This window comes from Clostridium sp. UBA4395 (assembly GCF_002390995.1).
GTDB lineage: Bacteria > Bacillota > Clostridia > Clostridiales > Clostridiaceae > Clostridium_J > Clostridium_J sulfidigenes.
This window is the reverse complement of sequence record NZ_DGRF01000037.1, coordinates 30,655-55,951: the sequence shown is the minus strand read 5'-3', so window position 1 is coordinate 55,951 and position 25,297 is coordinate 30,655. Positions and strand designations below refer to the sequence as shown.

The window sequence follows — 25,297 nt, the reverse complement described above, 5'->3', positions numbered from 1 at the left end:
ATTATAGTGAGATAATGTATATTTATACTTAAAATTTTAAAATAAATCTGGTAAAGCTTCCCCTTTAAGCCTAAAGGTTTTTTCTTCCTTATTAAATAAAATATTATTCTCATAAGAACCATTCTCTTCACCATAAGCATCCTTTGGCATATGACACTGATATTTTACCACAATCTGAGTTTCTCCTTTTATATCTGGATGTAGCTTAATATTATAGCAGTTTTGACCTAAATTCGTTCCAATACTAGTTATAGTACACTCCATAGGCACTAAATTACCGCCTTTAAGAGTATATACCTTTATCTTGCTTAAATCCTGTAAATCTATATCCTTATTTATTCTAAGCTCCACATTGACATTGCTAGACAATATAGTTGCTACAGAGGCTATATTAACCTTCATATCATTAGCTATACGTACTTCTCCTTCAGTGATACTATACCCACTACTTGTGACTCCATTATCTAAGCCATGTATTAAGTCTACTACTGGAGATATTAAATTCACCTTAGGGGTTTGTATGCCCTTCGTAACCTCTTCTTTACGCAAATTTTTATAGGCTATAACATTATTATCTCCAAAGGATAAAGTTCCGCTTTTTTCTTCTTTAGGTTTTATTATAAAGCTTACTTTATAGGATTCATTATTAGCTTGATATTTTCCATCACCTTTATTTTCATAGACAACAGTTGGTCCTTCAATAGTAGCTATTCCATCTTTATAAGATTTAACACTAGAAACCATGGTAAAATTATCACCTAAGTTCAACTTTAATTCTGTTGGAATTTCATAAGTCATATATCTTCCTTGAGATATTATTCTATCGGCTAAGTTACCCATTAAAGGATTCTCTATATCCTCACCACTTTTATCTTCACTTATAAAATAGTTTTCTAAAGTTTCTCCCATTCCTTCATGTAATTCATCTAAGCATTTATTTCCATTCTTTAAATTTAAGCTCATGATATTATACTTTTCATCACTTAAATCAGGAATCTTCTTATCATTGTAGTTCAAATGATCCGATGCAATTAATACCATATATTTATCTGCATCAGGATTTTTACTATCAAGGATATCCTTTGCCTCTACCATAGCATTGCCTATCTGCCTTGCATTGTTATCATCTTGTCCCTTATCTTCAATATCTATAGCTTGGATCATATTTATTATTTCATTTCGATTATTAGTTAGCTTAGAGTGTACTTTATATTTATTATTAAAAGTTATTAAACTAAAATTTACATTATCCCTTGCTAAACCACTATTATTTATCAATGAATTTACCAAAGCAATTTTTATCTCATCTAACTTTCCACTCTTTAACATAGACTTTGATACATCCAACACTATTGCTATATCCTTTTTCCTCATATTGCTACTATCTTCAAAAGTAAAATCTTCTCCTATTACATCATAGGTTACCTTTATTTCATCTCCTGGATAAGCCTCTACTTCACTTTGGCTTGTTAACTTAGCTCTAATATTAGGTAATTCATTTTTATCTATATTAATACTTATACTAGGTACTGGAGCAGTTATAATCTCATCATCTTTCCAGGGGAAACTCACTGTAGACCCAGTAAAGAGTTCATGCTGTCCTGTTACTTCACTTTTAATTACAAATTTGAATGGCACAGGCTCTGCTTCATATGTAACCTTACCATTTTTAACTTTACCATCAGTTTTATATAGTATATTATCAATACCTACTTTATTTCCTCCTATGTTTAGAGAAAATCCTGATTTAAGGTTCATATTCATTTTTACATTATTAATTGCATAGGTAGCTAAGATTTCTGTAGCTATATGCTTAAATACATTATCAATGGCACCGTCACTGGATGCAAAAAAATTACTATCCGCTCCACCCATGGATTCATGGATTTGCTTTAGTGTTTTATTGGCTTCACTTTTTTCATTTCCTAAACCATATCCTATAGAAAATACATTATTTGCTGTTCCTCTTATAATTCCACCAATGGTGGTTGCATAGGAAATAGTCTTATCAGTTACTTTGCTTCCATCCCCAGCGAACCTAGGATCTGTATTATCTGTCGCAGTATAATATTGTTTATTCTTTGATTTTACTGAATAAAATGTTGGTAATCCATCAGACATTAAAACTACAGTTTTATTAGCATCAGGGTTTCCATATTCAAGCATATATTCAGCTTTTCTCAATCCTTCTCCAGTATTAGTTCCTCCCAAAGCTTCTAGATTATCTATCATAGCCGGAAGGTTTTTATCATCTATATTTATAAAACTATCACCAATAGAAATATACCTAGGTATACTATGTTTAATGTTGTTGTCAACATTGGTTACACTTTTATAACCATCTTTACCATTAGGATTTATAGTAGCTTCACTTGAATAGGCTACTATCCCAATCTTTAAATTAGGCACATCCTTCATTTTATCTACAAAGTTCTTTGCTGCTTTTTTTAGTTCTGCTATCTTCGTAGAGGATTTACCATTTACATATACATTGTCTGCCATACTCCCTGATACATCTAGTACCAATACTATTTCTTTAGCTGGAACTTCAGCTTCAAAAGGTTTAGGAATTATTTCTCCACTGACAGTAATATCTTCTCCTACCTTAGGGAATTCAGGGGATACTGAATTTATCTTTACCTCAAAGGCTGGCTTTGTTGCTACTTCAGCACTGGCATTTGATGCAGAAGTCATTACTAAGATAGCTGTCATGCAGAGAATAAGCCCTATGCATAATATTGCTTTGTAACCGATTCTTTTTTTCATTTTATCCACCTCCATCACCATTAGGATAGGTTGTTAACAGACTTTCTTGCCTTAGTGAGAACTTTATTCCCAATGAAGCTTAATTCATTACTTCTTATGACTATTTCTAAATAAAAAACTCTCTTTCACTGAATAATCTATATCCTCTGCTTTTAATGACAATCTAATTTCTATACTCTTTAAAATGTCATCTGAAGTCTCTATATGATGTAAATGTGAACCAATAAGCCTTTTACCATCCTCTTTTGTAGATAGATAAACATTATTTTCTTCAATGATAAATTCAGCTCCTTCATCAGTTACTGTGCCATCATCTTCAACCTTTGAAAAGGTTATAGTTTTTACAGTACCGTCAAGTTCTTTGTCCACTTTACATTTAGTAGCTGCCATGGCATGTTTAGATATACTATCTAAAATAACCTTAGCTTCATATTGAAGGTCTGATCTAGTGTTTATCTCCTCTAGCTTTCTTTCATTAGAAAAGAAAAAGGAGAATATGAATGAAGTAACTATAGCTAAAAGTCCTAATGCTATCACTAATTCTATTAAGGTTACTCCTTTTTTCTTTCTATTTAAAATCATAATCCCACTACCTTATAACTTATTTTTCTAGTGTCCATTTTTCCTTTGTAATCAAATCTGTAGCTAGTATAGTTCTCTCTGTTACTAAGTTTTTACCTTGAGTAAAGATAAAATCTAATACACCCTTATTCTTCTTATCTTTTATCTCATCTTCTGATAATTTAGCAGTTCCTATTAAGCCCTTAGAATTCTTTATATTTATATCTTTTAAGGATATAATGGTACCTTTATAATCCTTAGTTCCATTGTAATTTACATCACCCTTTGTCACTACTATATAAGTTATATCTTTAGATTCGTCCCTATTAAATTCTTTATTATAGGTTACTTCTTTATTTTCATGTCTTAAGATAAGCTTATCATCATTAATTTCAATATCCCTATTTTCATCATCATTTAATAGAATTACCATGTTTTCTAACTGAATAATGTTACCCCTATTAGAAATTAATGAAGATACACCATCCCAGTTTATTTGATTTTCAACAGTATAAATAGCCTTACCCTGCCCAAATTTATTCACATCAAAGTCTTCATTTCCCATATAATAAACAGCTTGTACAAATCTTTTCTTCATATTTTCTATTTTGTTAAGTTCTTCGGTATTTAGGCTTGCTGAATTTCCATGGGCTTTTCCTCCTGAAATATAGGCTCCAGCAGTATAGGTTTTCTGTGGAAGGGATATTCCCTTTGCTCTTATACTTTCATCACTTGAATTACTATAATCTACAAAGTGCTCTGCTTTATCTACCACATTTAAAGGTTGTCCTTCTGCATTTCTAGTTATAAGGACTAGGGGATCTAAATACTCATATTGGCTGTCCTTATAATTCCCATTAGAATCCTTGGCATAGGCCTTATAATTCCCCTTTAAGGCTACAGACTCTCCTGTCTGATAAGGCTCTCTATGAGTCTTTATATAAGCAGAACCCATTAGGTAGGCATTATCACTAACTGTTAAATTACCCTTATTATTAGGCCACTTCATGGAATTAATTATTATAGAACTAGAGCCCCTAATAACCTGTCCATTGTCTGTAGGCAAAGCAATATTTAAATCATTAAAACCATAAAGGTTTTTTATATTAATTTTTGCATCACTAGCTCCTATAACTAAATCGTTAGCTAGATATAGCTCTGCCTTACTGCAATCTACATCTATACCACTATCCACATCACCTTCTGCTAAATTACCTAAGAATATATTCTCAGCATAAATTCTATTATTACCTTCTGTAAGACCTAAATTTATAGGCTTAAGGATTACCTTACTTTTGTCTACGGCAATATTAGCAGCGGTGTTAACTTGTCCTTTAAATTCTATATCAGTATTATTTATCTCAATTCCGCCTTTATACTTATCTACCGTTGGGTTATTAACCATATTTTTACTTCGTAAACCTTGAATCCAAAGGTTTCCGTCCACTTCTACCTTACCTTCCTTAACATGGGATGAATCAGTAGCAATAGTTAAGTTTCCATCAGCAGCTAGAGTATAGTTTATTAATTTAGATGTGTTTCCATCGGCTTTATCAAGGATTCTATACTCTTCCGGTGTAACTAAATTATAAGCTACACTCACCACCCTCTCTTTGCCTTTATCATCTTTATAGGTAGAAGTTAACTTAACAATTTTATAATCTAAATCCTCTTTTTTTATTGTTGGTGCTTTTAGCTCACACTTAACTTCTGCCTTATTACTATTTACTACATATTCTCTAGATACGTAATCTATAAGATTATCATCTATATAATCCTTATAAACCCCTTTGAAAATTTCATTTTGCTTCTTTATTGTAGTTTCCTTATTACCTGCCGCTATGCCTTCCTCTATAGCTATCTCTACTACTTTAGTGATTCTAGCGTAGGCCTTATCAATTCCAGATTCAGCAGAATAGAGATTCTTAACCCTATTGTTCTCTTCTACTCTTAGCTTATAGTTTGCATAGGTGGCCCCAAGCATAGCCAGTGCTAAGGTAGCTAATATACCAAACACAGCTATTACAAGTAACATAGATGAACCTTTAGTCTTTCTTTTTCTCATCTTCTCCCTCCTCGTCTTAATTTAATAACTCTATTAAAACCCCTTTTAATTAATTATTCTACTTAAGTAGTTCTAAATTCATATTTTCTACTACTTCCCCATTTTTATTAGCTTTTAAATCTACAAAGTACAATTTTTCATTGATAATATCCTCACTATGTTGAACCCCTTCGACTAATTCTATTTGTCCATTAAATTTAGATATTATTACATCTTGCCTTTCAGATACTTTTTCCCCATTAAATAGATATATTTTTAAGTTCTCTGTATGGCTCTTATTTTCTACACTTAAATTTAACTTCTTTTCACTGTCCTCATTTAAGCATATAAGTAATGAATTAGCTTCTGGTTTAGGAATAGCAATGATACTTCCCCCATAAGTAACATTTATCTCCCCTGCTTCTTTCATTTCAATAAAGACTTTCTCTGATGGTGTAGCTAAATTATCTGATAGTTTTTTTATAGCTTCTCCTATAATCTCCTTACCATTTGATATGGATATGGATCCGTGGTGAAAATATATAGTTCTATCAACTTCCATTTCACTAACCTTATTATTAATGACCTGTGACTTTTCTTTTATAGACCCCTCTATTGAAAATCCATTTATTTCGCCACTTAGGGAATATATTAACTTACCATCTTCCCCTGTAGCTTCACTTAAAGTAATGCCATTATTTAAAGGTTTTGATAAAACACTTGAAAAATTATCTATAGCTTTAATATTTTCTATGGTTTCCTGAAGTACTGCCTTAGCTTGTTGTTTATTTTCTGTGGATTTATTTATTTTTACAGAAGTTAGCACTAAATTAGCTATAGGAATAAGAATAATTGAAATTAGAGCAAAGCTAATTATTAGCTCTAGAAGAGTAAAACCTTTCTTACTTTTTCTAGATTTAGTAACTTTATTTATTAACATACTCCACCTTTCCTTCTGGTGTTATTTGCACCCTTGGACTAGTTTTATCATCATCAATTATAGTAAGTGAAACTTTCTTATCATTAGCATTATTTATTACCTTTATATTTGCTCCTACCTTATCATCAATACCTATACGTTTAGATGAGTATATTGCAATATTTATGTTTTCCTCATCCACATTCCTAAGCTCTATACCATTTTTACTATAATCTGATGGATAGCTAGATTTCTCTGTTTTGTACTTAATATAGTACTTACCACCTTCCTTATTTACTTCAATTTCCACATCCACCTTTTTATTTTCATCGTTATATATATAACTTTCTCTAGTTAAGTCATTTTCCTTACCTAAAGTTAAACTTGGTAAATCCGAATTCACACCCTTTAAAGCCATAATTAGAACATAATTATTTCCTTCTCTAGTTCTTGATGCCATGGAGCTTTGACTTCCTTCTAAAAAAGGATTTTCCTTTCCATACTCCTCGTCAAAAGTCCATTTTAAGTACTTTGAATCTTCATAAGGATTAATTTTTGGTATGGAGTAAAATTCTAAATCTAAAGTTCCAGAGACTTCATCATTTCCTGAGGCTGTTATGTTTATATTTGGCATAGCTAAAATTCTTTCATATTCTGATATTAGCTTTACAAACTTAGCAACATTTTTATAGGTACCATTAAAGGATACAGATACCTTCATTTGCTCTACCTTATTTCCAGTTGACTCTCCTTCATCTCTTTTAGTAGCTTGATCTTCTCCAAGGTCTTTAGTTTCCTCTAGTTTTTCTTCCACATCTTCCTTGGTCTTTTCTTTAATAGACTCCTCTACTACCTGCTCTAGGGATGGTTGTTCCTTAGGGGCTACTACTTCTGAAAAATAAGCTTCTATTGGAGAAACAGTAACCTCTGAAAAAGTTAAACTTCCCTTAATTCCAGCATCATTTAATAGTTTATTTAGCTCTATTATTATTCTATCTTGATGGATCTTAGGATATAAAAGCATAGATTTTGAGCTTATACTATCCTTTAATATTTTTATATCACTTTTATTCTTTGTAATAGTATTTATATTTGAAAGCATCTCATTATATTTCTTATTCAGCTCTGATTCTTCCTGTTTAACTTCTTGCAGTTTAGCATATTGCCTTTCATAAACCAGCTTATAATATGCTGTACATATAATTATGAGGACTAATACTCCTAATAAAAATTTTTCTCTTTTACTTACTTTCATTATAGTAGGCCTCCTTTAGTTTACAGGTCATAGTAAAGGTAAATACTTCTTTTTCACCATCACCTAAGTCTGACACTATTCCACCTATATGAGATTCTTCTATGAATTCAATATTATTCATATTATGTTGAAACTCAGCAATAGCCTCTCTATTTGTAGCTGAAGCATTTATTTCTATAGAACCTGCTGCAAAATTCATAGATTTAAAATACACCTCTTTTGGAAGGGTATAATTTATCTCTTCAATAAAGTCTGGACTTAATTTATTTCTATCGATTATGCCATGGAAAATTTCATTTAACTTACTATTATAAGTAGAAAAGGTTTTTCTCTCTGTAGCTACCTCTAAACTTTCCTTATAACTTTCTACAAAAGCTTCTTCATTAATTTTATTATTAAGATCACTTATTGATTTTTCAGCTCTATAAATTCCAAAAGTATTAAATGACAAGGTTACTATAATACCTGCCCCAACTATAGCTGCTGCACTAAAAATTGCTTTTTTTACTCCTGCATCGCTTTCTTTATTTGTATACACATAGAAAAAATTCAAATCATTCATAATCTCACCTACAATCTTACTAATGCACCTAATGCATTAACATACTCTTCAATGGTTGTTGTATTTACATTTTTACTAAATTCTATATTGTTAGCTGTAATTATTTTTGTAGTTTCTATGCCAGTCTTTAAGGCTATATACTCATCTATTCCTCTTAACTTAGAAGTACCACCGTATAAATATATATGACTTATCTTTTTCCCATTACTTTTATTAGTATAGAACTGAATAATTCTATTTAAATCCTCTAGCCAACCCTCTATGACTTCTACTACTCCATCATTAAGCTGATTTTCTTTCCTATGCTTTCCTACTTCAACCTGAGTCTTCTTTATTTCCTCTGCTTCCTCCATAGAAATTCCATTTAAATCCGCTATAAACTTATCTATTTCTATTCCACCAATGGGCATAACCCTTATAAATTCTAAATTATTATTATTAACTATAGATAAATCTACACTTTTATAACCTAAGTCTAAATACAAAATGGATTCCTCTTTATTTATTAAATCTACATTATATATATCTGCAATGCTGCTTAGTTTTCTTATGGAGTTGTTACTTATATCCAAAGCATAGGGATTTAAAAGTAGTTTTTCAGCTAAGTTTCTATAGGATTCAATGAGATTTTTAGGATATATAATAGTAAATATCTTTTCCTTTCTTACCTCATCCACTATAACTTCCTCTAATCTCATAAATTGAATTACATAGTTATTTAAATTTATAGCTAGAAATTGCTCTATTTCATAATTAACTAAGGTTTTTAGTTCCTCATTATTCTCCACATAAGGAACTATAATCTCTCTACTTATGATTGTAGATGAAGAGGAAACTAAAGCTATATTTTTAGTTCTCACCCTTGAGGTTTTCATTTCTTCCTTCAACTTAAGTAAGATAGATTCTTCGTTAAAAAGCTCCCCATCTTGAATAATATCCTCTGGAGATTTTATTTTCCTCATATTATAAATCTTTAATTTTCCACCCTTAACTTGTCCCTCTACTATTTTTATATCACTAGAGCCTATGTCAAGACTCACTAGTCTTATACTCTTAGGCTTAGCCGGTTTACTATCATCAACTTTTTTTATTCTTTTAAATTTTAGATCCTGTAACTTTATATCTCTGTTCCATATGGATTCCTTCTTAGAATTTTCAACATCAATGCCTTTATGATAACCTTCCTTATTTGATAAGGTACCATTATCTATATTTAATTGAATTTCCTTATTCTTCAATTCTTCACTGACCTTAGATTTACTAAACAAACTCAAAATTAGCACTCCCTTCTTCTTAAAACCCTTTATGCTTAATTAACAATATTTATATCTATTTTATATACACTAAGGCTCTAATAACTTAGCACCCTAGATAACTTTCAAAATCATTATTTTTCTTTCATAACTTCTATTAATTTTCATATATCTTCTTTATTCCCCGAGAAATACTATGAATAATATTATTTTTTCATCATTAAATTACATTGCACAATTTAAAATTTTCTTCATTATTCTTAAATTGAATATTTATCTATATACCTATTAAAATATGAAACTATAAGTCTATATAACTATTTGACTATGATTCTATAAACCTATTTAACTATATAGCTATTTAAATTTTTCTATATATAACTATATAAATAGTTAACTATTTGTTGTGGTATCAATGGTTTGTAGTGTTTTACTATCTTAGTAGTTATGTATATGCTCCAAAATTTTTATGTTTTTAGCTTTTTATGTTTTTATGTTCTTCCATGGTTTAAGTGTTCATATAAGTGATGTTTAAGTATGTAGAGGAATGTTTTATTTATTTTTAGAAACATAAGTGTAAAGGGTGGCTTTACACTTATGTTTGATGAAATTATCTTTATTAAATTATTCAGCCGTTACAGCATCAACTTTACCATTAGTATCAATTGTTATTGTGTATTTTGTTGCCTTTGCAGCATCTTCACCTGTTCCAACTTTACCTTGTGGTGCTTTAACTTCTCCTAATGCTTCTTCAATTATTACATCTACAGCTCTAGTGTCAGACGTATCACCTTTTTTAATTCCTGTCACAGTAGCAGTTCCTGGTACAAATTCAATGCTTCCATTCGTACTAGCGCTTTCCAAACTAATTGTTTCATCTGAAACTAACATCAAAACTGTTCTTTCAATAGTTTCACAGCTTTGTTTATCTGCTTTAATTTTTGAGTTATCTCTTACTGCTGCGAAGTTTGGTATAGCTATTAATGCTATGATTGCCATTACTGCTAGAACTATGATTAGTTCTATTAGTGTAAAACCTTTTTTCTTTTTGTTGTTTGCTCTTTTTATCATTTTAAATGACCTCCTAATTATTTCTATTTATTTCTAAAGGGTTTCCCCTGTTTAGACCTGTTATTTTGTTTTGACTATGATTTAAATAATTTTGAATATTTGACTTCAATATTATCTGAGCGAATACCATTTGCAGGGTTCTTGAATTTACTTAGGCTATGAGAATGATAAAATCGTTAAGAAATACAACTTGTTTGAGCGCATCCGAGTTGTTGTATTTTAGATTTTCTCATTATCAGGGCCTTTAGTAAATCAAGGTTCCGAAACGATTGAGCGCAGATAATATGAAGTCGTTATTCATATTAGTTAAAAGATAGGCTTGTCCTTTTTACATTACGTTGTACATTTCAAACATTGGAGTTAGGATGGAGATTATTAAAAATCCTACTACTACTCCCATTATCACTAGCATTATTGGGTCTAGGATTGTGGTGAAGGCTTCTATTGCTCTTTCTAACTCTTCGTCGTAGAAGTCTGCTGTTTTGCTTAGTATGTTGTCTAGTTCTCCAGCTTCTTCTCCAATTTTTATCATGGACCCTAGCATTGGTGGAAACAACTGTGATTCTTTTATGGCATCGGATAGTGTATCTCCAGCTAACATTCTTTCTTTTACTGTTTTTAGTTTTACATCTGCATATTTATTTTCTAATACTGCAGATACTACATCTATGGAGCTAGCTATGGATAGTCCTGCTCCTAAAACTGTAGATAAGCCCCTTGAAAATCTTGATACTACAATCTTTTGATTTAAGTCTTTAAAGAGAGACTTTTTCAGTTTATATTTACTGTACATATAAATTCCAGCATCAACTCTCTTGGTGTAATATTTAAAGCCTACTACTATCCCTACAATAACAAGGCCTATTAATACACCGTAGTGCCTGATACCAGCTCCTAGAGATAGTACTATCTTTGTCATGGCTGGAAGGTCTGAACCTGCTGATTCAAACATATCCATAAACATTGGCATTATATAGGTTAGAATAAATACCACTACAAACACTGTTACTGTGGCTAATATGCCTGGATAGATTAATGCATTTTTTAATTTACCATTCATCTTGGTTTGCTTTTCATAGTAAGTGGCCATCCTGTTCATGATGGAATCTAGGGTACCACTTTGTTCACCAACTTGAATCATGCTTATAAGTAAGGGTGGAAATTCATTAGAGTATTTACCCATGGCTACAGATAATTCTTCACCTTTTCTTATATCTTCATCTACTTTTACGAGGACCTCCCTCAGCTTCTTGTTAGGTATTTGTTCTGCTAAAAGACTTATGGCATTAGTTATGGAAACACCAGCTTCTATCATGGTAGCTAGTTGTCTACAAAATATACAAATATCCTTGTTATTAACCTTATTTCTCTTTCCTAGAATAATCTCCTTACCGCCTATAGCTTCCTCAATAGATAGAGGTGAATATCCACTAGATACCATAAGGTTAAGTACCTCTTCCCTACTCCTACATTCATGTACTCCTTGAATAACTTCACCCTTAGAGCTAATAGCCTTATATTTATATTTAGACATAATTTAGTTCTCCTTCCTCTACAAGTTATCCATAAATATTATCTTCATCATTTCTTCCATGGTGGTTTCACCTTTAAGAACTAACTCTCTACAACTATCTGATAAAGTCTTCATACCTTTTTTAACAGCTTCATCCTTTAATTCTTCTGGGTTATTAGATTTTATAATTAAATCTTTTATATCTCTATCTACATTCATTATTTCATAGACTCCAAGTCTGCCACTATAACCAGTATAATTACAGCTAGCACAACCCTTGCCTCTATGAAGAGTTACTTTATCATCACTATTTAAGTTAAGAAGTTTCCTTTCAGCTTCATCACCCTCATAGGCTTCCTTACAGCTTGGACATATTCTTCTCACCAGTCTTTGAGCTATTACTCCTTTTATGGCAGTGGCAACTAAGAAAGGTTCAACTCCCATATCTATAAGTCTTATTACTGAGGATGGTGCATCATTTGTGTGTAGTGTACTAAGAACCAGGTGACCTGTTATGGCAGCTCTTATACCAATTTCAGCAGTCTCGCTATCTCTCATCTCCCCTACCATTACTACATCAGGGTCTTGTCTTAATATAGACCTTAAGCCTGCAGCAAAGGTAAGTCCTACCTTACTATTTACATTTACTTGATTTATTCCATCCATGGAGTATTCCACGGGGTCTTCTACAGTAACTATGTTCTTATTAATATCATTAAGTTCCCCTAAAATAGTATATAGAGTGGTAGATTTTCCGCTTCCTGTAGGTCCTGTTACTAAAATTATTCCATGGGGTGCAGATATGATGTTTTCAAGATTTTTTATATTTTCACTACTCATACCAAGATTATCTTTTCCAATTTTATAGTTACTTCTATCTAGTATTCTTATTACAACCTTTTCTCCTGTGATAAGAGGTATTATAGACACACGCATGTCTATATTTTTATTATTGATTACAGTAACTATTCTTCCATCCTGAGGAATTCTTTTTTCAGCTATGTTAAGATTTGCTAGAATTTTTATTCTAGTAACTATGCCTGGAAGTACATCAATATTTAAAGATGATATTTCTTCTAGCTGACCATCTATTCTATACCTAACTCTTATATATTTTTCATAGGGCTCTATATGAATATCAGAAGCTCTTTGTTCCACTGCATTTTTAAGTAGGGAATCTACTAGCTTTACCGTGGGAGCATTTTTAACTTCATCAATCTTTTCTATATCTTCCGTCTTATTATGAAACACTATCCTAGACCTGGTTATCTCTTCTACAGCACTTTCCACATTTCTATCTGAATAATACTTTTCCGTAGCCTTATGGATGTCATCCTTTGTGGATATATAAGGTTCCACCCTTAGTCCCGTAGTTATAGCTACATCATCCATGGCAAATATATTTAAAGGATCTGATACAGCTACCTTTATTACTCCATCAGCAGTATAAAAAGGAAATAATTCATATTTTCTACATAAGCCTTCGTTAACTAATTTAACAGCCTTAGAATCTACATCTATATTACTTAAGGTTACTCTTTCAATACCTAACTGTTCTTGAAGTACCTCTATAATAATATCCTCTGTTACTATACCTTCATCGATTAATAATTCTCCCAGCTTTTTTCTCTTTACCTTTTGAATCTCTAAGGCTTCTGATAATTGTGACCTGGTAATTTTATTTGCCTTTACTAGCAAGTCACCTAGTCTGACAGTATTCCTTGCCATTTCTCTCCACCTCACCTTTACAATTAATTTATTTATCCTTATCTAAAAGTTTTATACTTCTTTTTATTTCTTAAAACTCCTTATATTAAATGAAATTTAATATATATTGTTCTCCAATGATTAAAACTATATATGCTCCCATAGCTAGGCTTGGTCCTAAAGGAATATACTCATCCTTTGACTTCTTTTTTGATGCAATTAACATAACTGCAATTGTTCCTCCTATAATGAAGGATATGAGTAAAAAGTATATCTCTAATTTCCATCCTAGAAATAATCCACATAATACTGCTATTTCAATATCTCCAACACCCATGCCACCAGTTAAAACATATATTAAACCAATAACACCTAGGCCTATTAATCCCCCAATAATATAGTTAGTTATACTATGGGAATATGCTACATTTTCTATAAGGATAAAGATTATACCCACTGCCATTCCACTATAAACTACACTAGAATACACATCTGTAGTATCATAATCAATAAGGGCTATGACTATTAAAAATAGAGTTAAAAGGGAATACTTAAAAAAGCTTACCCCTATGCCATATCTAAGATATATTCCTACTAATAAAATTCCTGTAAGCCCTTCTACTAATGGGTATCTCATAGAAATCTTAGACTCACAATATCTACATTTACCCTTAAGCCATAGATAACTTACTATTGGAAATAAATCCTTCCATTTCAATCTAGCATCACAATTTCCACAATGGGAAGGTGGACTAATTAATGACTGATTGTTAGGTATTCTATAAATACATACATTTAAAAAACTTCCTATTACTACTCCATATAAAAATACTATAAAACCCATAATTTATTATCCTTTTACATTTATTTCTATTTAGAAACTATTATACTATATTTTTACATATGTGTATATAAAATACACGCAAAAAAACCGACTAAATTTATAATTTAGCCGGTTGTACCATTAACTCAACAACTTTCAAGGTACCCAAATAAAAAAGTTGCATCATTGTATCTAAACTTACTTTAATTTTATACAAATTTATTTTACATTTATATAAATTGGTTTTATTGTTGTATAAATTTATAAATGTTAAACATATTATACTATATTATGTATTATATTTCTATATACTTTCCTTGTTATGTGTTATTTTATTACATCTCTCCTTAAAATCCACTGTTTTAAAGGTTTTTATAGACTTTGTAGATAATTAAATTGATAAAATTTGGAGAGAATTTATGTAAACATTAATTATGGATGTAAAAAAGACTTCCATGAAACTTCATGAAAGTCTTAATTTTATTTAATATTTAATTTTAGTACATTCCGTCCATTCCCATTCCTGGTGCACCTGGCATTGGAACTGGGTTCTTTTCTGGAATATCAACAACAGCAGCTTCTGTTGTTAAGAATGTTGATGCTACAGATGCAGCATTTTGAAGTGCGCTTCTTGTAACCTTAGTTGGGTCAACTATTCCAGCTTTAATCATATCTACATATTCAGCATTTAGTGCATCATAGCCTATTTCTGTAGCTGAATTTCTAACTCTTTCAACTACTACTGAAGCTTCTGCACCAGCATTTGTAGCTATTTGTCTTAATGGCTCTTCTAGAGCTCTTCTTACAATGTTAATACCTACTTGGATTTCTGAAACCTCTGAAGTTAGTTTAGCAACTGCTTCTATTGCATTGATATAAACAGTTCCACCACCTGCAACGATACCTTCTTCAACTGCAGCTTTTGTAGCAGCAAGAGCATCTTCAATTCTTAATTTCTTTTCTTTTAATTCTGTTTCAGTAGCAGCACCAACTTTGATTACTGCAACTCCACCAGCAAGTTTTGCAAGTCTTTCATTTAATTTTTCTTTATCAAATTCAGAAGTTGTATCTTCCATTTGTTTCTTAATTTGATTTACTCTAGATGCTATATTTTCTTTTGCACCTTTTCCATTTACGATAACAGTGTTTTCTTTAGTAACTTTAACACTATCAGCTCTTCCTAACATTTCAATAGTTGCATCTTTAATGTCGTGTCCTAATTCTTCTGAAATTACTGTACCACCTGTAAGTATTGCTATATCTTCAAGCATTTCTTTTCTTCTATCACCAAAGCCTGGAGCTTTAACAGCAACACATGTAAATGTTCCTCTTAATTTATTAACTACTAAAGTAGCTATTGCTTCACCTTCAACATCTTCTGCAATTATTAAAAGTTTTTTACCTTGTTGTACTATTTGCTCAAGAATTGGAAGTAATTCTTGGATGTTAGATATTTTCTTATCAGTTATTAAAATGTATGGATTATCAAGTACAGATTCCATCTTATCTGTGTCAGTTACCATATATGCACTTAAATATCCTCTATCAAATTGCATACCTTCAACAACATCAAGTTCAGTTCCCATTGTTTTAGACTCTTCTACAGCTATAACACCTTCGTTACCTACTTTATCCATTGCTGTAGCTATTAGAGCTCCAACTTCCTCGTCTGCTGCTGATATAGCTGCAACTCTTGCTATGTCTTCTTTTCCATCTACTTGTCTAGAGTATTTTTTTATTTCTTCAACTGCTGTATCTACAGCCATTCTTATACCATTTCTAAGTAACATTGGGTTTGAACCAGCTGTTACATTCTTAAGTCCTTCTCTTATGATAGCTTGAGCAAGTACTGTAGCAGTTGTAGTTCCGTCTCCAGCTACATCGTTTGTTTTGTTTGCAACTTCTTTTACAAGTTGTGCTCCCATATTCTCATATGCATCTTCAAGTTCTATTTCTCTAGCTATTGTAACACCATCATTTGTTATAAGTGGTGAACCGAATTTTTTATCTAATATAACGTTTCTTCCCTTTGGTCCTAAAGTTACCTTAACTGTATCTGCAAGTACGTCAACACCTCTTTGCATTGCTCTTCTTGATTCTTCTCCGAATAAAATACTTTTAGCCATATTCATTTACCTCCTATAATATGCGAATTTCTTAGCTTATCATTAAAATATATTACTTATTCTAATATTGCTAATATGTCTTCTTGCTTTAATATAATATATTCTTGTCCTTGTAATTTAACTTCTGTGCCTGCAAATTTAGAAAATAATACCTTATCTCCTATTTTCACTTCCATCTTAATTTCTCTTCCATGAGAATAAGTTCCTGGACCTACTGCAACGACTTCTGCCTCTTGTGGTTTTTCTTTTGCAGTACCTGCTAGAACTATTCCTCCTTTAGTTATTTCCTCAGATTCTAATCTTTTGATTACAACTCTGTCGCCTAATGGTCTGATATTCATAAAAAACCCTCCTATTGTTAATTATTTATATAATTTTTTTATTTATCTTTATTTATTAGCACTCATGACTATTGAGTGCTAACTACAATATAATAATATATAATTATTATTTTATAAGCAAATCTTTTATTTTAATAGAACCTGGTAAAATAAGCGAATATATTAAAATATCTCACTCATGGTAATATTTTCTCTTATTTCCTCTTATTTTTACCTTTATGCTTTAACGCTCTATGGAAAAAGTCTATAATGCTATGTCCTTTAAGTATTCCAACTAAAAATAAGACTCCTGATACTACCCCTATAATTACCATAGATACATAGTCTCCTCTATGTATCCCGTGACCGAACATGGCAGATGTGATTATCCATGGTAATCTACCAGCAGAAGAATATAATATAAAATCCCTTAAAGTTACATTGGATATACCAGCTACATAAACTAATATATCTTTAGGTATTCCAGGTATAAAGTATATTACAAATATAACTATATTATTACTTCCAGCATCTAATATTCTCTTTATCTTAGTTAAATTATTTTTTTCAATAAGCTTATTTATATACTTTTTCCCAAATAATTTAGCTATAAAATAAGCAACTACACTTCCAAGAATTATACCTACTGCAGAGGCAATTCCTCCTACTAAAGGTCCGAATATATATCCCCCTGCTACTTGAACAACTTCTCCTGGTATAAAGAATATTATTACTTGTATCATTTGTAGCGCTACAAAGGCAATTATACTATAACTACCAAAGGATAGTATTAATTTTTTTAATTCTTCTGGATCTCTAAATACAGTGAATTTCTTGGAAAATTCCCAATAGGCTATTAATAATACTACTATAACTACAGTCCATATTATTCCATTTGTTACATACTTTTTTATCTTATTTTTATTCTCCATACCTTTCCCACCTTGTATACCCTTAGTTTATGTTCTATATATCAACATATTTCTAACTTAATCTATTTTTATATTGTTTTCTCTTGCATAATAAAATAAGTATTGTTGTGCAAATCCAGATAAGCTACCAAACTTATCTCTTGCAAACTCTCTTATTTTAGGCAATGATACATCTGGTGCCACATAAAAGAATTGCATTGCTCTTTTCACCCATACATCCACTGGGAATGCTGAGTATTTCCCCATAGAAAATAGCATTATACAATCTGCTACCTTAGGCCCTACTCCATTAAAATTTTTAAGACCCTCATGACATCCATCATCATCACTTTGTTTTATTACGTTTAAATCATAGGTACCACTACTCAAATCTTCTAGTGCCTTATATATATACTTAGCCCTAAAGCCAACACCTAAGACTTCTATATCTTCTACTGTAGCTCTTCTAAACTCCTCTAAGGTTGGAAAAGCATAATATGTATTTCCCTTGTACTTTATAGATTTGCCAAATACTTTACTTATATTCTCTATAGCTCTTTTTATCATAGGAATTCTATTATTTGCAGATATAATAAAAGATATTAGCATTTCAAAGGGATCTTGTTGTAATATTCTTATTCCTACACCAAATTCTACTGCTTTTTTTAAAAGTTCATCCTTCTCAAATTCTTCTTTTATAGCTGAATAGTCCCTTCCTAGGTCAAAGTAATTTAGCCATATATCATTAAAATCCTTTAAATCTGTATTATATATAATTACATCATTATCCCTTTTCTCAATTTCAATAACTCTTCCAAAGGCTACACCTATATAATTATTATTATCTTGTCTGTTCCATCTAAAACATTGTCCACAATCGAAAATATGGGGAAGTTCAAAATTCTTTACATCCTTTAATATAACTTTTCCACTTTCTTCAATAGCTTCTTTAAAGTCCATCCATATCAACCTCCTTGAAATAACATTTATGGGATGCTAGTTTAAAAATAGTGCTAAGGATATTCTCAGCACTAAGTTTTAAAATTATTCTCAATTACTGTTTATTTCTCTCTCTTGTTACTATGTTGTCTAGTATAACTGCACCTTTTTCTATTATATTAAGACATCTTATTTCATCATTTCTATATAATTCCTTTAATTTATCACAATTTAGTGAATTACATTCTTTATTAAAGTTTTCAATGAATTCTTGAGTAAGGGTTTTTACATAATCACTTTCATGGGCTCTTTCCTTTGTAAATAAGATACCTAAAGCAGAAATTGCTCCTGTGATAACTCCACAAGTGGATTCTACACCCATTCCCCCACCGAAAGCAGCCATGGTTTTAAAAGTTTCTTTACTTAAGTTTAAACCATATTCTTCATTAGCAGCATATAGCATAGTCTCTGCACAGTTTAAATCATATTCTTCTCCATAATATTTTTTTACTACATCCAATAACATATTTATGCACCTTACTTTCCTATTAATTAGTCCTAACCTTCAGAGAAGCTAAGAACTCTGTTTATTTAGTTTTAGTCATAAATCTATAACTCCAAAAATTTCTTTAAATGTATTAGAAATCTACTAGTTTTCAGTTTCATTATACTATATTTATCATATAAAAAAGCCATATTTTAAAGAATTTCACATAACTTTAAAATATGGCTTGATTTTTTGAAGATTCCTTATTTACTTAATTGCTCATCAATAGCTTTAGCAGCTTTTTTACCAGCTTCCATAGCAAGTATAACTGTAGCTGCACCTGTTACAGCATCTCCACCAGCATATACTTTTTCTTTTGAAGTAAGTCCTGTTTCTTCCTCTGCAACTATGCATTTATATTTATTAGTTTCTAAGCCTTTAGTTGTAGCTGGAATTAATGGGTTTGGTGAAGTTCCTAGTGACATGATAACAGTGTCACAGTCTAATGTAAACTCAGAACCTTCTATTACTTGTGGTCTTCTTCTTCCAGATGCATCTGGCTCTCCAAGTTCCATTCTTACACATTTCATTCCCTTAACCCAACCATTTTCATCCCCAAGAATTTCTGTAGGATTAACTAATAAATCAAGGATAACTCCTTCTTCTTTAGCGTGATGTACTTCTTCTACTCTAGCTGGAAGTTCAGCTTCACTTCTTCTATAAACTATATGTGTTTCTGAACCTAGTCTTAAAGCTGTTCTAGCAGCATCCATAGCAACGTTACCACCACCAACTACTGCAACACATTTACCAGATTTAATTGGAGTAGCATACTCATCTTTAAATGCCTTCATTAAGTTATTTCTAGTTAAGAATTCATTTGCTGAGAATACTCCATTTAAGTTTTCTCCTGGAATTCCCATAAACTTAGGAAGTCCTGCTCCTGATCCTATAAATACAGCTTCAAATTTTTCATCATTCATTAATTCATCTATTGTAACTGTTCTACCAACAACTACATTTGTTTCTATTTTAACTCCTAATTTTCTTAGGTTGTTTACTTCATGCTTAACAACGGTATCCTTTGGTAATCTAAACTCAGGAATTCCATAAAGCAAAACTCCACCTGGCTCATGTAAAGCTTCAAATACAGTTACGTCATAACCCATTTTAGCAAGCTCCCCAGCGCAAGTTATTCCTGATGGGCCTGAACCAATTACAGCAACTTTTTTATTTTTCTTTTCAATCTCTTTAGTCAAATCCACATTGTTATTTCTTGACCAGTCTGCTACAAATCTTTCTAATTTCCCTATAGCAACAGCTTCGCCTTTTATTCCAAGAACACATTTGCTTTCACATTGTAATTCTTGAGGACAAACTCTTCCACATACTGCTGGAAGTGCTGTATATTTATCTAAAGCCTTTGCAGCTTGTGCAAATTCTCTTTCTTTTACATGATGAATAAACTCTGGTATATCTATTGCAACTGGACATTTAGATACACATGGTTTGTTTTTACAATTTAAACATCTTGAAGCTTCTTGAACTGCTTCTTCTTCAGTGTAACCAAGACAAACTTCTTGAAAGTTAGTTGCTCTTACCTTTGGATCTTGTTCTTGTATCGGAGTTCTTTTCATTCTATCCATTAGTTATTTCCTCCTATTTTGCATCCTTTTTGTATAGAATCCTTTTGTATTTCTTCTGTCTTATACATAGTTGTTCTTTTTAATGCTTCATCGAAGTTTACTTTATGTCCATCAAATTCTGGTCCATCAACACAAGCAAATTTAGTTTCTCCATCAACAGTTATTCTACAAGCACCACACATACCTGTTCCATCAACCATGATTGGGTTCATACTAACTATTGTTTTTATACCTAATTCTTCTGTTAATTTACATACAAATTTCATCATTATCATTGGTCCTATAGCAATTACTGTATCGTATTTATTGCCTTCTTCAACCAAAGATTTTAATCTATTAGTAACCATTCCTTTAAATCCATAGCTACCATCATCAGTTGCTACATAAACATTGCCTGCAACATTTTTCATATCTTCTTCTAAAATAACCATTTCTTTATTTTTAAATCCCATGATTACGTCAGCTTTAATTCCGTTTTCATGTAACCATTTTACTTGAGGATATACTGGTGCAGCTCCAACTCCACCTGATATAAACATTATTTTTTCATTTTTTAGCTTATCTTTGTCTTCTTCTAAAAGTTCAGAAGGCATCCCTAAAGGTCCAACAAAGTCAAAGAAAGAATCCCCTTCTTCATATTGTTCCATAGCTTTTGTAGTACATCCAATTGTTTGTACAACTATTGATACTGTTCCATTTTCTACATCTGTGTCACATACTGTTAAAGGTACTCTCTCACCCTTTTCATCCATTCTTATTATAATGAATTGACCTGGACGAGCTGATTTAGCTACTCTTGGAGCTAAAATCTTCATCATAAATATTGAAGGTGCCAAAATTTTCTTTTCAACAATTTTATACATAGTACTTTCCTCCGTATTTTAAACATATTTTGTTTTTATATGAATTTAATATTTCACCATTTTAATTCATATCCTTTGCCAAATATAATATTATACTATTTTCATTGAAATTTATATATGAACATTAGATATTTATTTAACATAGTGGTTACAAACGCAAAAATAAACAGCGCAATAATGATAGGATTCTTTACCACATTACACTTGTCCAATAAACTAACTTAAATCTCCATATATCCTTAAATAATACGACTTAAATCCTTTACATGAATATACATTGTGTCGGTTACACTTATATTTTATAATTTTATTTAATTATAGTCAACCATATAGTAAATTAAATATTATAAATTTTCAAGCAAATAAATCCATTTTTTATAAACATCCTCTTGAATTCCAGTTATTCTTCCAAACTTCTGATGATTCCTTTTAAACTATACTCCTTTTATTTTTAAAAATCTACAATAAATTATAAAATGCATTGTTATAATTTTATCTATCTTTTATTTTTTTAATTATATTTAATTTATTTTCACATAAAGAAAAGAGTAAAGATAAATTATTCTTTACTCTTTTATTATAATATTTTTATGATATTATTATTTACTATAATCGAAGAATCCTTTTCCAGTTTTTCTTCCTAATTGTCCAGCTCTAACGAATTTTCTAAGTAGGCTGTGTGCTCTGTATTTTGAATCTCCAGTTTCTTTATATAATACATCCATGATTGCTAAGCAAACATCTAGTCCAATTAAGTCACCTAAAGCAAGAGGTCCCATTGGATGATTTGCTCCAAGCATCATAGCTTTATCTATATCTGCAGCACTTGCAATACCTTCTGCATAGATGCAAACAGCTTCATTTATCATAGGTACTAAAATTCTGTTTACTACAAATCCTGGAGCTTCTTCTACTTGAACTGGCTCCTTAGATATGTTAATAACTAATTCATGCATTGCATCATATGTTTCTTGTGATGTTCCCATTCCTTTTATGATTTCTACAAGTTTCATAACTGGAGCTGGGTTAAAGAAGTGTAGTCCTATAACTTTATCAACTCTCTTTGTAGCAGTAGCAATTTCAGTTATAGAAAGTGAAGATGTATTTGTAGCCAGGATTGCTTCTGGTTTACATATTTCATCTAATTCTTTAAAAATTTGTTTTTTGATTTCCATATTTTCTACTGCAGCTTCTATTATTAAATCTACATCATCTAATAAGCTTAATTCTGTAGTTCCACTAACTCTTGATAAAATTTCTTCCGCTTGTTCTTCTGTTATTTTACCTTTTGTAGCAAGTTTTTTAATATTTTTTTCTATCATTCCAAGACCTTTTTGTACGAATTCATCCTTTATATCTCTAACTATTACCTCATATCCTTTAGCGGCAAAAGCTTGAGCTATTCCTGATCCCATTGTACCTGCGCCTAAAACACATATCTTTTTCATATTAAACACTCCTAACATAATTTTGTATTATGGATTATAGACTATTACAAATCTATATTACCACATTTTTATATATTTATATTTATATTTATCAAAAATAACTCAATAAATATAAATATATGTATACAATTTTCAACGAAATTAGACTTTTATTCAATATTTAACAAATGAGGGGTATATACATCTCCGTATATCCCCTCATCTTATGTTAATTAGTGTACTATAAAATTCAATTAATCTAAAGTCTTATAAATTTACTATTTGTTCATTTCTTTATATTGAGCTATCATTTCTGGAATAACTTTAGCAAAGTCTCCTACTAAAGCTACGTCAGCAGCTTTCATGATTGGAGCATCTGAATCTTTGTTAATAGCTATGATATAGTTAGAATCTTGCATTCCAGCTAAGTGTTGGATTGCTCCAGAAATTCCGCAAGCTATATATATAGTAGGTCTTACAGTTTTTCCTGTTTGTCCTACTTGAACTGCTTTTTCTACCCAGCCATTATCAACAGCCGCTCTTGATCCAGCTAAAGTTCCTCCCATTACGTCTGCAAGTTCTTGAAGTAAAGCGAAGTTTTCTTTACAGCCAACTCCTCTTCCTCCTGAAACTACGATATCAGCTTCAGTAATATCTACCATTTCTTTTACTGATTTAACAACTTCCATAGTTTCTGTTCTTATATCAGAAGCTGATAATTGAACGTCAAATTTTTCAACTTGGAAAGCTCTGTTTTCATCTTTAGCTAACTTTTCGAAAACTCCAGGTCTTACTGTAGACATTTGTGGTCTATGATCTCCACAAACGATTGTAGCCATTAGGTTTCCACCGAAAGCTGGTCTTGTCATTAATAAGTTGTTGTTTTCTGGATCTACATCAAGTGATGTACAGTCAGCTGTAAGACCTGTTGAAAGTCTTCCCGCAACTCTTGGTCCTAAATCTCTTCCAATGAAGCTAGCTCCAATGAATAGGATTTCTGGTTTTTTAGCGTTTACAACTTCGTTTATAACTTTTGTATATCCATCAGTTGAATAGTGAGTTAGTAACTCATTGTCGCATACTAATACTTTATCTGCTCCAAAAGCTCCTAATTCTTTAGTCATTTCTTCTATATTTTTGTGTCCAAGTAATAATGCTGTAAGTTCTACTCCTAACTTGTCAGCTATTTCTCTTCCTTTTCCTAATAATTCTAAAGCAACCTTTTGTAATTCTCCGTCTCTTTGCTCTGCAAAGACCCATACACCTTTATAATCTGCTATATTCATGGTAATTTCCTCCTTAACTATATCTTAGATGAAGTGTTTTTCTTTTAGTTTTGAAAGCGCAATTGAAGCTGCTTCTTTTGGTGATACTTCAAATATTTCACCTTGTCCTTTAGCTTCTTTAGTCATTGATTTTTTAACCTTTGTAGGTGATCCTTTAAGACCAAGTAGGTTAACATCAACATTAATGTCTGCTACAGTCCATACTTTAACTTCTTTTTCTTTAGCCATTGCGAATATGTTTTTAATGTTCATATATCTTGGCACGTTTAAAGTTTCGATTGCAGTTAATAGAACTGGAGTGTTAACTCTGATATTTTCATATCCATCTTCCCAAGCTCTTCTTACGTTTAATACGCCTTCTTTTTCTTCGCTAACTGCTTCAACATAAGTTATTTGAGGCATTCCTAAGTGTTCAGCAATTTCTGGTCCAACTTGTGCAGTATCTCCATCAATCGCTTGTCTTCCAGCGAATATTATATCATAATCTAAGTTTTTAATAGCTGCAGCTAAAGCGTGAGATGTAGCTAATGTATCAGCTCCAGCGAAAGCTCTATCTGTAACTAGTATAGCTTCGTCTGCTCCCATTGCTAATGCTTCTTCTAAAGCTACTTTTGCTTGTGGAGGTCCCATTGTTATAACAGTTACATGTCCACCATAAGTATCTTTTAATTGTAAAGCTCCTTCTAAAGCGTTTTTGTCATCTGGGTTTATTATTGAAGGAACACCATCTCTTATAAGAGTTCCTGTTTTTGGATCTATTTTAACTTCATTTGTATCTGGTACTTGTTTTACACAAACAACTATTTTCATCTTTCACT

Annotated in this window: 21 protein-coding genes and 1 riboswitch; all 21 genes read right to left on the bottom strand. The window is 31.3% G+C overall.

The annotated features are described in order from the left end of the window. Positions 1–36: 36 nt before the first annotated feature. Positions 37–2,766, bottom strand: a complete 2,730-nt coding sequence (locus B2694_RS05815; protein WP_346884941.1) for a VWA domain-containing protein — start codon at positions 2,764–2,766, stop codon at positions 37–39. Positions 2,767–2,853: 87 nt separating this feature from the next. After that, the gene (locus tag B2694_RS05810) at positions 2,854–3,348 is read right to left on the bottom strand and encodes a prepilin-type N-terminal cleavage/methylation domain-containing protein (protein WP_346884940.1); all 495 of its coding nucleotides are present in this window, start codon (positions 3,346–3,348) and stop codon (positions 2,854–2,856) included. 19 nt (positions 3,349–3,367) lie between these two features. Then, positions 3,368–5,392, bottom strand: coding sequence for a hypothetical protein (locus B2694_RS05805; protein ID WP_346884939.1), 2,025 nt, complete (start codon positions 5,390–5,392; stop codon positions 3,368–3,370). A 58-nt stretch (positions 5,393–5,450) separates the two neighbouring features. Further along, positions 5,451–6,311 carry a type II secretion system protein gene (locus B2694_RS05800; RefSeq protein WP_346884938.1) on the bottom strand — a complete coding sequence of 287 codons (861 nt, stop codon included), beginning with the start codon at positions 6,309–6,311 and terminating at the stop codon, positions 5,451–5,453. Further along, entirely contained in the window at positions 6,298–7,545 is a 1,248-nt protein-coding gene (gene pilO / locus B2694_RS05795) for a type 4a pilus biogenesis protein PilO (RefSeq protein WP_346884937.1), read from the bottom strand. The genes B2694_RS05800 and pilO overlap by 14 nt, the downstream gene beginning before the upstream one ends. Next, positions 7,532–8,107 carry a PilN domain-containing protein gene (locus B2694_RS05790; RefSeq protein WP_346884936.1) on the bottom strand — a complete coding sequence of 192 codons (576 nt, stop codon included), beginning with the start codon at positions 8,105–8,107 and terminating at the stop codon, positions 7,532–7,534. The genes pilO and B2694_RS05790 overlap by 14 nt, the downstream gene beginning before the upstream one ends. Before the next feature lie 8 nt (positions 8,108–8,115). After that, positions 8,116–9,381: a pilus assembly protein PilM gene (pilM, locus tag B2694_RS05785; RefSeq protein WP_346884935.1), complete on the bottom strand. Its 1,266-nt coding sequence runs from the start codon at positions 9,379–9,381 to the stop codon at positions 8,116–8,118. A gap of 603 nt (positions 9,382–9,984) precedes the next feature. Next, the gene (locus B2694_RS05780) at positions 9,985–10,431 is read right to left on the bottom strand and encodes a type II secretion system protein (RefSeq protein ID WP_346884934.1); all 447 of its coding nucleotides are present in this window, start codon (positions 10,429–10,431) and stop codon (positions 9,985–9,987) included. A gap of 328 nt (positions 10,432–10,759) precedes the next feature. After that, positions 10,760–11,965, bottom strand: coding sequence for a type II secretion system F family protein (locus tag B2694_RS05775; RefSeq protein ID WP_346884933.1), 1,206 nt, complete (start codon positions 11,963–11,965; stop codon positions 10,760–10,762). An 18-nt stretch (positions 11,966–11,983) separates the two neighbouring features. After that, the gene (locus B2694_RS05770; protein WP_346884932.1) at positions 11,984–13,672 is read right to left on the bottom strand and encodes a GspE/PulE family protein; all 1,689 of its coding nucleotides are present in this window, start codon (positions 13,670–13,672) and stop codon (positions 11,984–11,986) included. Positions 13,673–13,757: 85 nt separating this feature from the next. Next, positions 13,758–14,495, bottom strand: a complete 738-nt coding sequence (locus B2694_RS05765) for a prepilin peptidase (RefSeq protein ID WP_346884931.1) — start codon at positions 14,493–14,495, stop codon at positions 13,758–13,760. Positions 14,496–14,592: 97 nt separating this feature from the next. Then, positions 14,593–14,677: riboswitch (cyclic di-GMP riboswitch) on the bottom strand. A gap of 294 nt (positions 14,678–14,971) precedes the next feature. Further along, positions 14,972–16,600, bottom strand: coding sequence for a chaperonin GroEL (gene groL, locus B2694_RS05760; RefSeq protein WP_346847189.1), 1,629 nt, complete (start codon positions 16,598–16,600; stop codon positions 14,972–14,974). Positions 16,601–16,656: 56 nt separating this feature from the next. Then, the gene (gene groES / locus B2694_RS05755; protein ID WP_346884930.1) at positions 16,657–16,941 is read right to left on the bottom strand and encodes a co-chaperone GroES; all 285 of its coding nucleotides are present in this window, start codon (positions 16,939–16,941) and stop codon (positions 16,657–16,659) included. Between the two features lie 194 nt (positions 16,942–17,135). Then, entirely contained in the window at positions 17,136–17,852 is a 717-nt protein-coding gene (locus B2694_RS05750; protein WP_346884929.1) for a TVP38/TMEM64 family protein, read from the bottom strand. Positions 17,853–17,909: 57 nt separating this feature from the next. Further along, positions 17,910–18,791 (bottom strand): DNA-3-methyladenine glycosylase family protein, encoded by an 882-nt coding sequence (locus B2694_RS05745; RefSeq protein ID WP_346884928.1) that lies wholly within the window; start codon positions 18,789–18,791, stop codon positions 17,910–17,912. A gap of 94 nt (positions 18,792–18,885) precedes the next feature. Continuing rightward, entirely contained in the window at positions 18,886–19,296 is a 411-nt protein-coding gene (locus tag B2694_RS05740; RefSeq protein ID WP_346884927.1) for a C-GCAxxG-C-C family (seleno)protein, read from the bottom strand. 224 nt (positions 19,297–19,520) lie between these two features. After that, positions 19,521–20,903 (bottom strand): NADPH-dependent glutamate synthase, encoded by a 1,383-nt coding sequence (gltA, locus tag B2694_RS05735; RefSeq protein WP_346884926.1) that lies wholly within the window; start codon positions 20,901–20,903, stop codon positions 19,521–19,523. Further along, the gene (locus B2694_RS05730) at positions 20,903–21,766 is read right to left on the bottom strand and encodes a sulfide/dihydroorotate dehydrogenase-like FAD/NAD-binding protein (protein ID WP_346866801.1); all 864 of its coding nucleotides are present in this window, start codon (positions 21,764–21,766) and stop codon (positions 20,903–20,905) included. The genes gltA and B2694_RS05730 overlap by 1 nt, the downstream gene beginning before the upstream one ends. Positions 21,767–22,365: 599 nt before the next feature. Continuing rightward, on the bottom strand, positions 22,366–23,214 hold the full coding sequence (locus tag B2694_RS05725; protein ID WP_150845321.1) for a 3-hydroxybutyryl-CoA dehydrogenase: 849 nt from the start codon (positions 23,212–23,214) through the stop codon (positions 22,366–22,368). A gap of 257 nt (positions 23,215–23,471) precedes the next feature. After that, complete coding sequence (locus B2694_RS05720) at positions 23,472–24,479, bottom strand: electron transfer flavoprotein subunit alpha/FixB family protein (RefSeq protein WP_035130491.1); 1,008 nt, start codon at positions 24,477–24,479, stop codon at positions 23,472–23,474. Between the two features lie 24 nt (positions 24,480–24,503). Continuing rightward, positions 24,504–25,289, bottom strand: coding sequence for an electron transfer flavoprotein subunit beta/FixA family protein (locus B2694_RS05715; protein ID WP_346884925.1), 786 nt, complete (start codon positions 25,287–25,289; stop codon positions 24,504–24,506). Between the last annotated feature and the right edge of the window lie 8 nt (positions 25,290–25,297).

Excerpts from the sequence above, each read along its gene's own strand:
- B2694_RS05765 (WP_346884931.1), bottom strand. The coding sequence starts at position 14,495 with ATGGGTTTTATAGTATTTTTATATGGAGTAGTAATAGGAAGTTTTTTA.
- groL (WP_346847189.1), bottom strand. The coding sequence starts at position 16,600 with ATGGCTAAAAGTATTTTATTCGGAGAAGAATCAAGAAGAGCAATGCAA.
- B2694_RS05780 (WP_346884934.1), bottom strand. The coding sequence starts at position 10,431 with ATGATAAAAAGAGCAAACAACAAAAAGAAAAAAGGTTTTACACTAATA.
- B2694_RS05815 (WP_346884941.1), bottom strand. The coding sequence starts at position 2,766 with ATGAAAAAAAGAATCGGTTACAAAGCAATATTATGCATAGGGCTTATT.
- B2694_RS05740 (WP_346884927.1), bottom strand. The coding sequence starts at position 19,296 with ATGTTATTGGATGTAGTAAAAAAATATTATGGAGAAGAATATGATTTA.
- B2694_RS05800 (WP_346884938.1), bottom strand. The coding sequence starts at position 6,311 with ATGTTAATAAATAAAGTTACTAAATCTAGAAAAAGTAAGAAAGGTTTT.
- B2694_RS05805 (WP_346884939.1), bottom strand. The coding sequence starts at position 5,392 with ATGAGAAAAAGAAAGACTAAAGGTTCATCTATGTTACTTGTAATAGCT.
- B2694_RS05750 (WP_346884929.1), bottom strand. The coding sequence starts at position 17,852 with ATGGAGAATAAAAATAAGATAAAAAAGTATGTAACAAATGGAATAATA.
- gltA (WP_346884926.1), bottom strand. The coding sequence starts at position 20,903 with ATGGATAGAATGAAAAGAACTCCGATACAAGAACAAGATCCAAAGGTA.
- B2694_RS05725 (WP_150845321.1), bottom strand. The coding sequence starts at position 23,214 with ATGAAAAAGATATGTGTTTTAGGCGCAGGTACAATGGGATCAGGAATA.
- groES (WP_346884930.1), bottom strand. The coding sequence starts at position 16,941 with ATGAATATCAGACCATTAGGCGACAGAGTTGTAATCAAAAGATTAGAA.
- B2694_RS05730 (WP_346866801.1), bottom strand. The coding sequence starts at position 21,766 with ATGTATAAAATTGTTGAAAAGAAAATTTTGGCACCTTCAATATTTATG.
- B2694_RS05770 (WP_346884932.1), bottom strand. The coding sequence starts at position 13,672 with ATGGCAAGGAATACTGTCAGACTAGGTGACTTGCTAGTAAAGGCAAAT.
- pilO (WP_346884937.1), bottom strand. The coding sequence starts at position 7,545 with ATGAAAGTAAGTAAAAGAGAAAAATTTTTATTAGGAGTATTAGTCCTC.
- B2694_RS05810 (WP_346884940.1), bottom strand. The coding sequence starts at position 3,348 with ATGATTTTAAATAGAAAGAAAAAAGGAGTAACCTTAATAGAATTAGTG.
- B2694_RS05790 (WP_346884936.1), bottom strand. The coding sequence starts at position 8,107 with ATGAATGATTTGAATTTTTTCTATGTGTATACAAATAAAGAAAGCGAT.
- B2694_RS05720 (WP_035130491.1), bottom strand. The coding sequence starts at position 24,479 with ATGAATATAGCAGATTATAAAGGTGTATGGGTCTTTGCAGAGCAAAGA.
- B2694_RS05745 (WP_346884928.1), bottom strand. The coding sequence starts at position 18,791 with ATGGACTTTAAAGAAGCTATTGAAGAAAGTGGAAAAGTTATATTAAAG.
- B2694_RS05715 (WP_346884925.1), bottom strand. The coding sequence starts at position 25,289 with ATGAAAATAGTTGTTTGTGTAAAACAAGTACCAGATACAAATGAAGTT.
- B2694_RS05775 (WP_346884933.1), bottom strand. The coding sequence starts at position 11,965 with ATGTCTAAATATAAATATAAGGCTATTAGCTCTAAGGGTGAAGTTATT.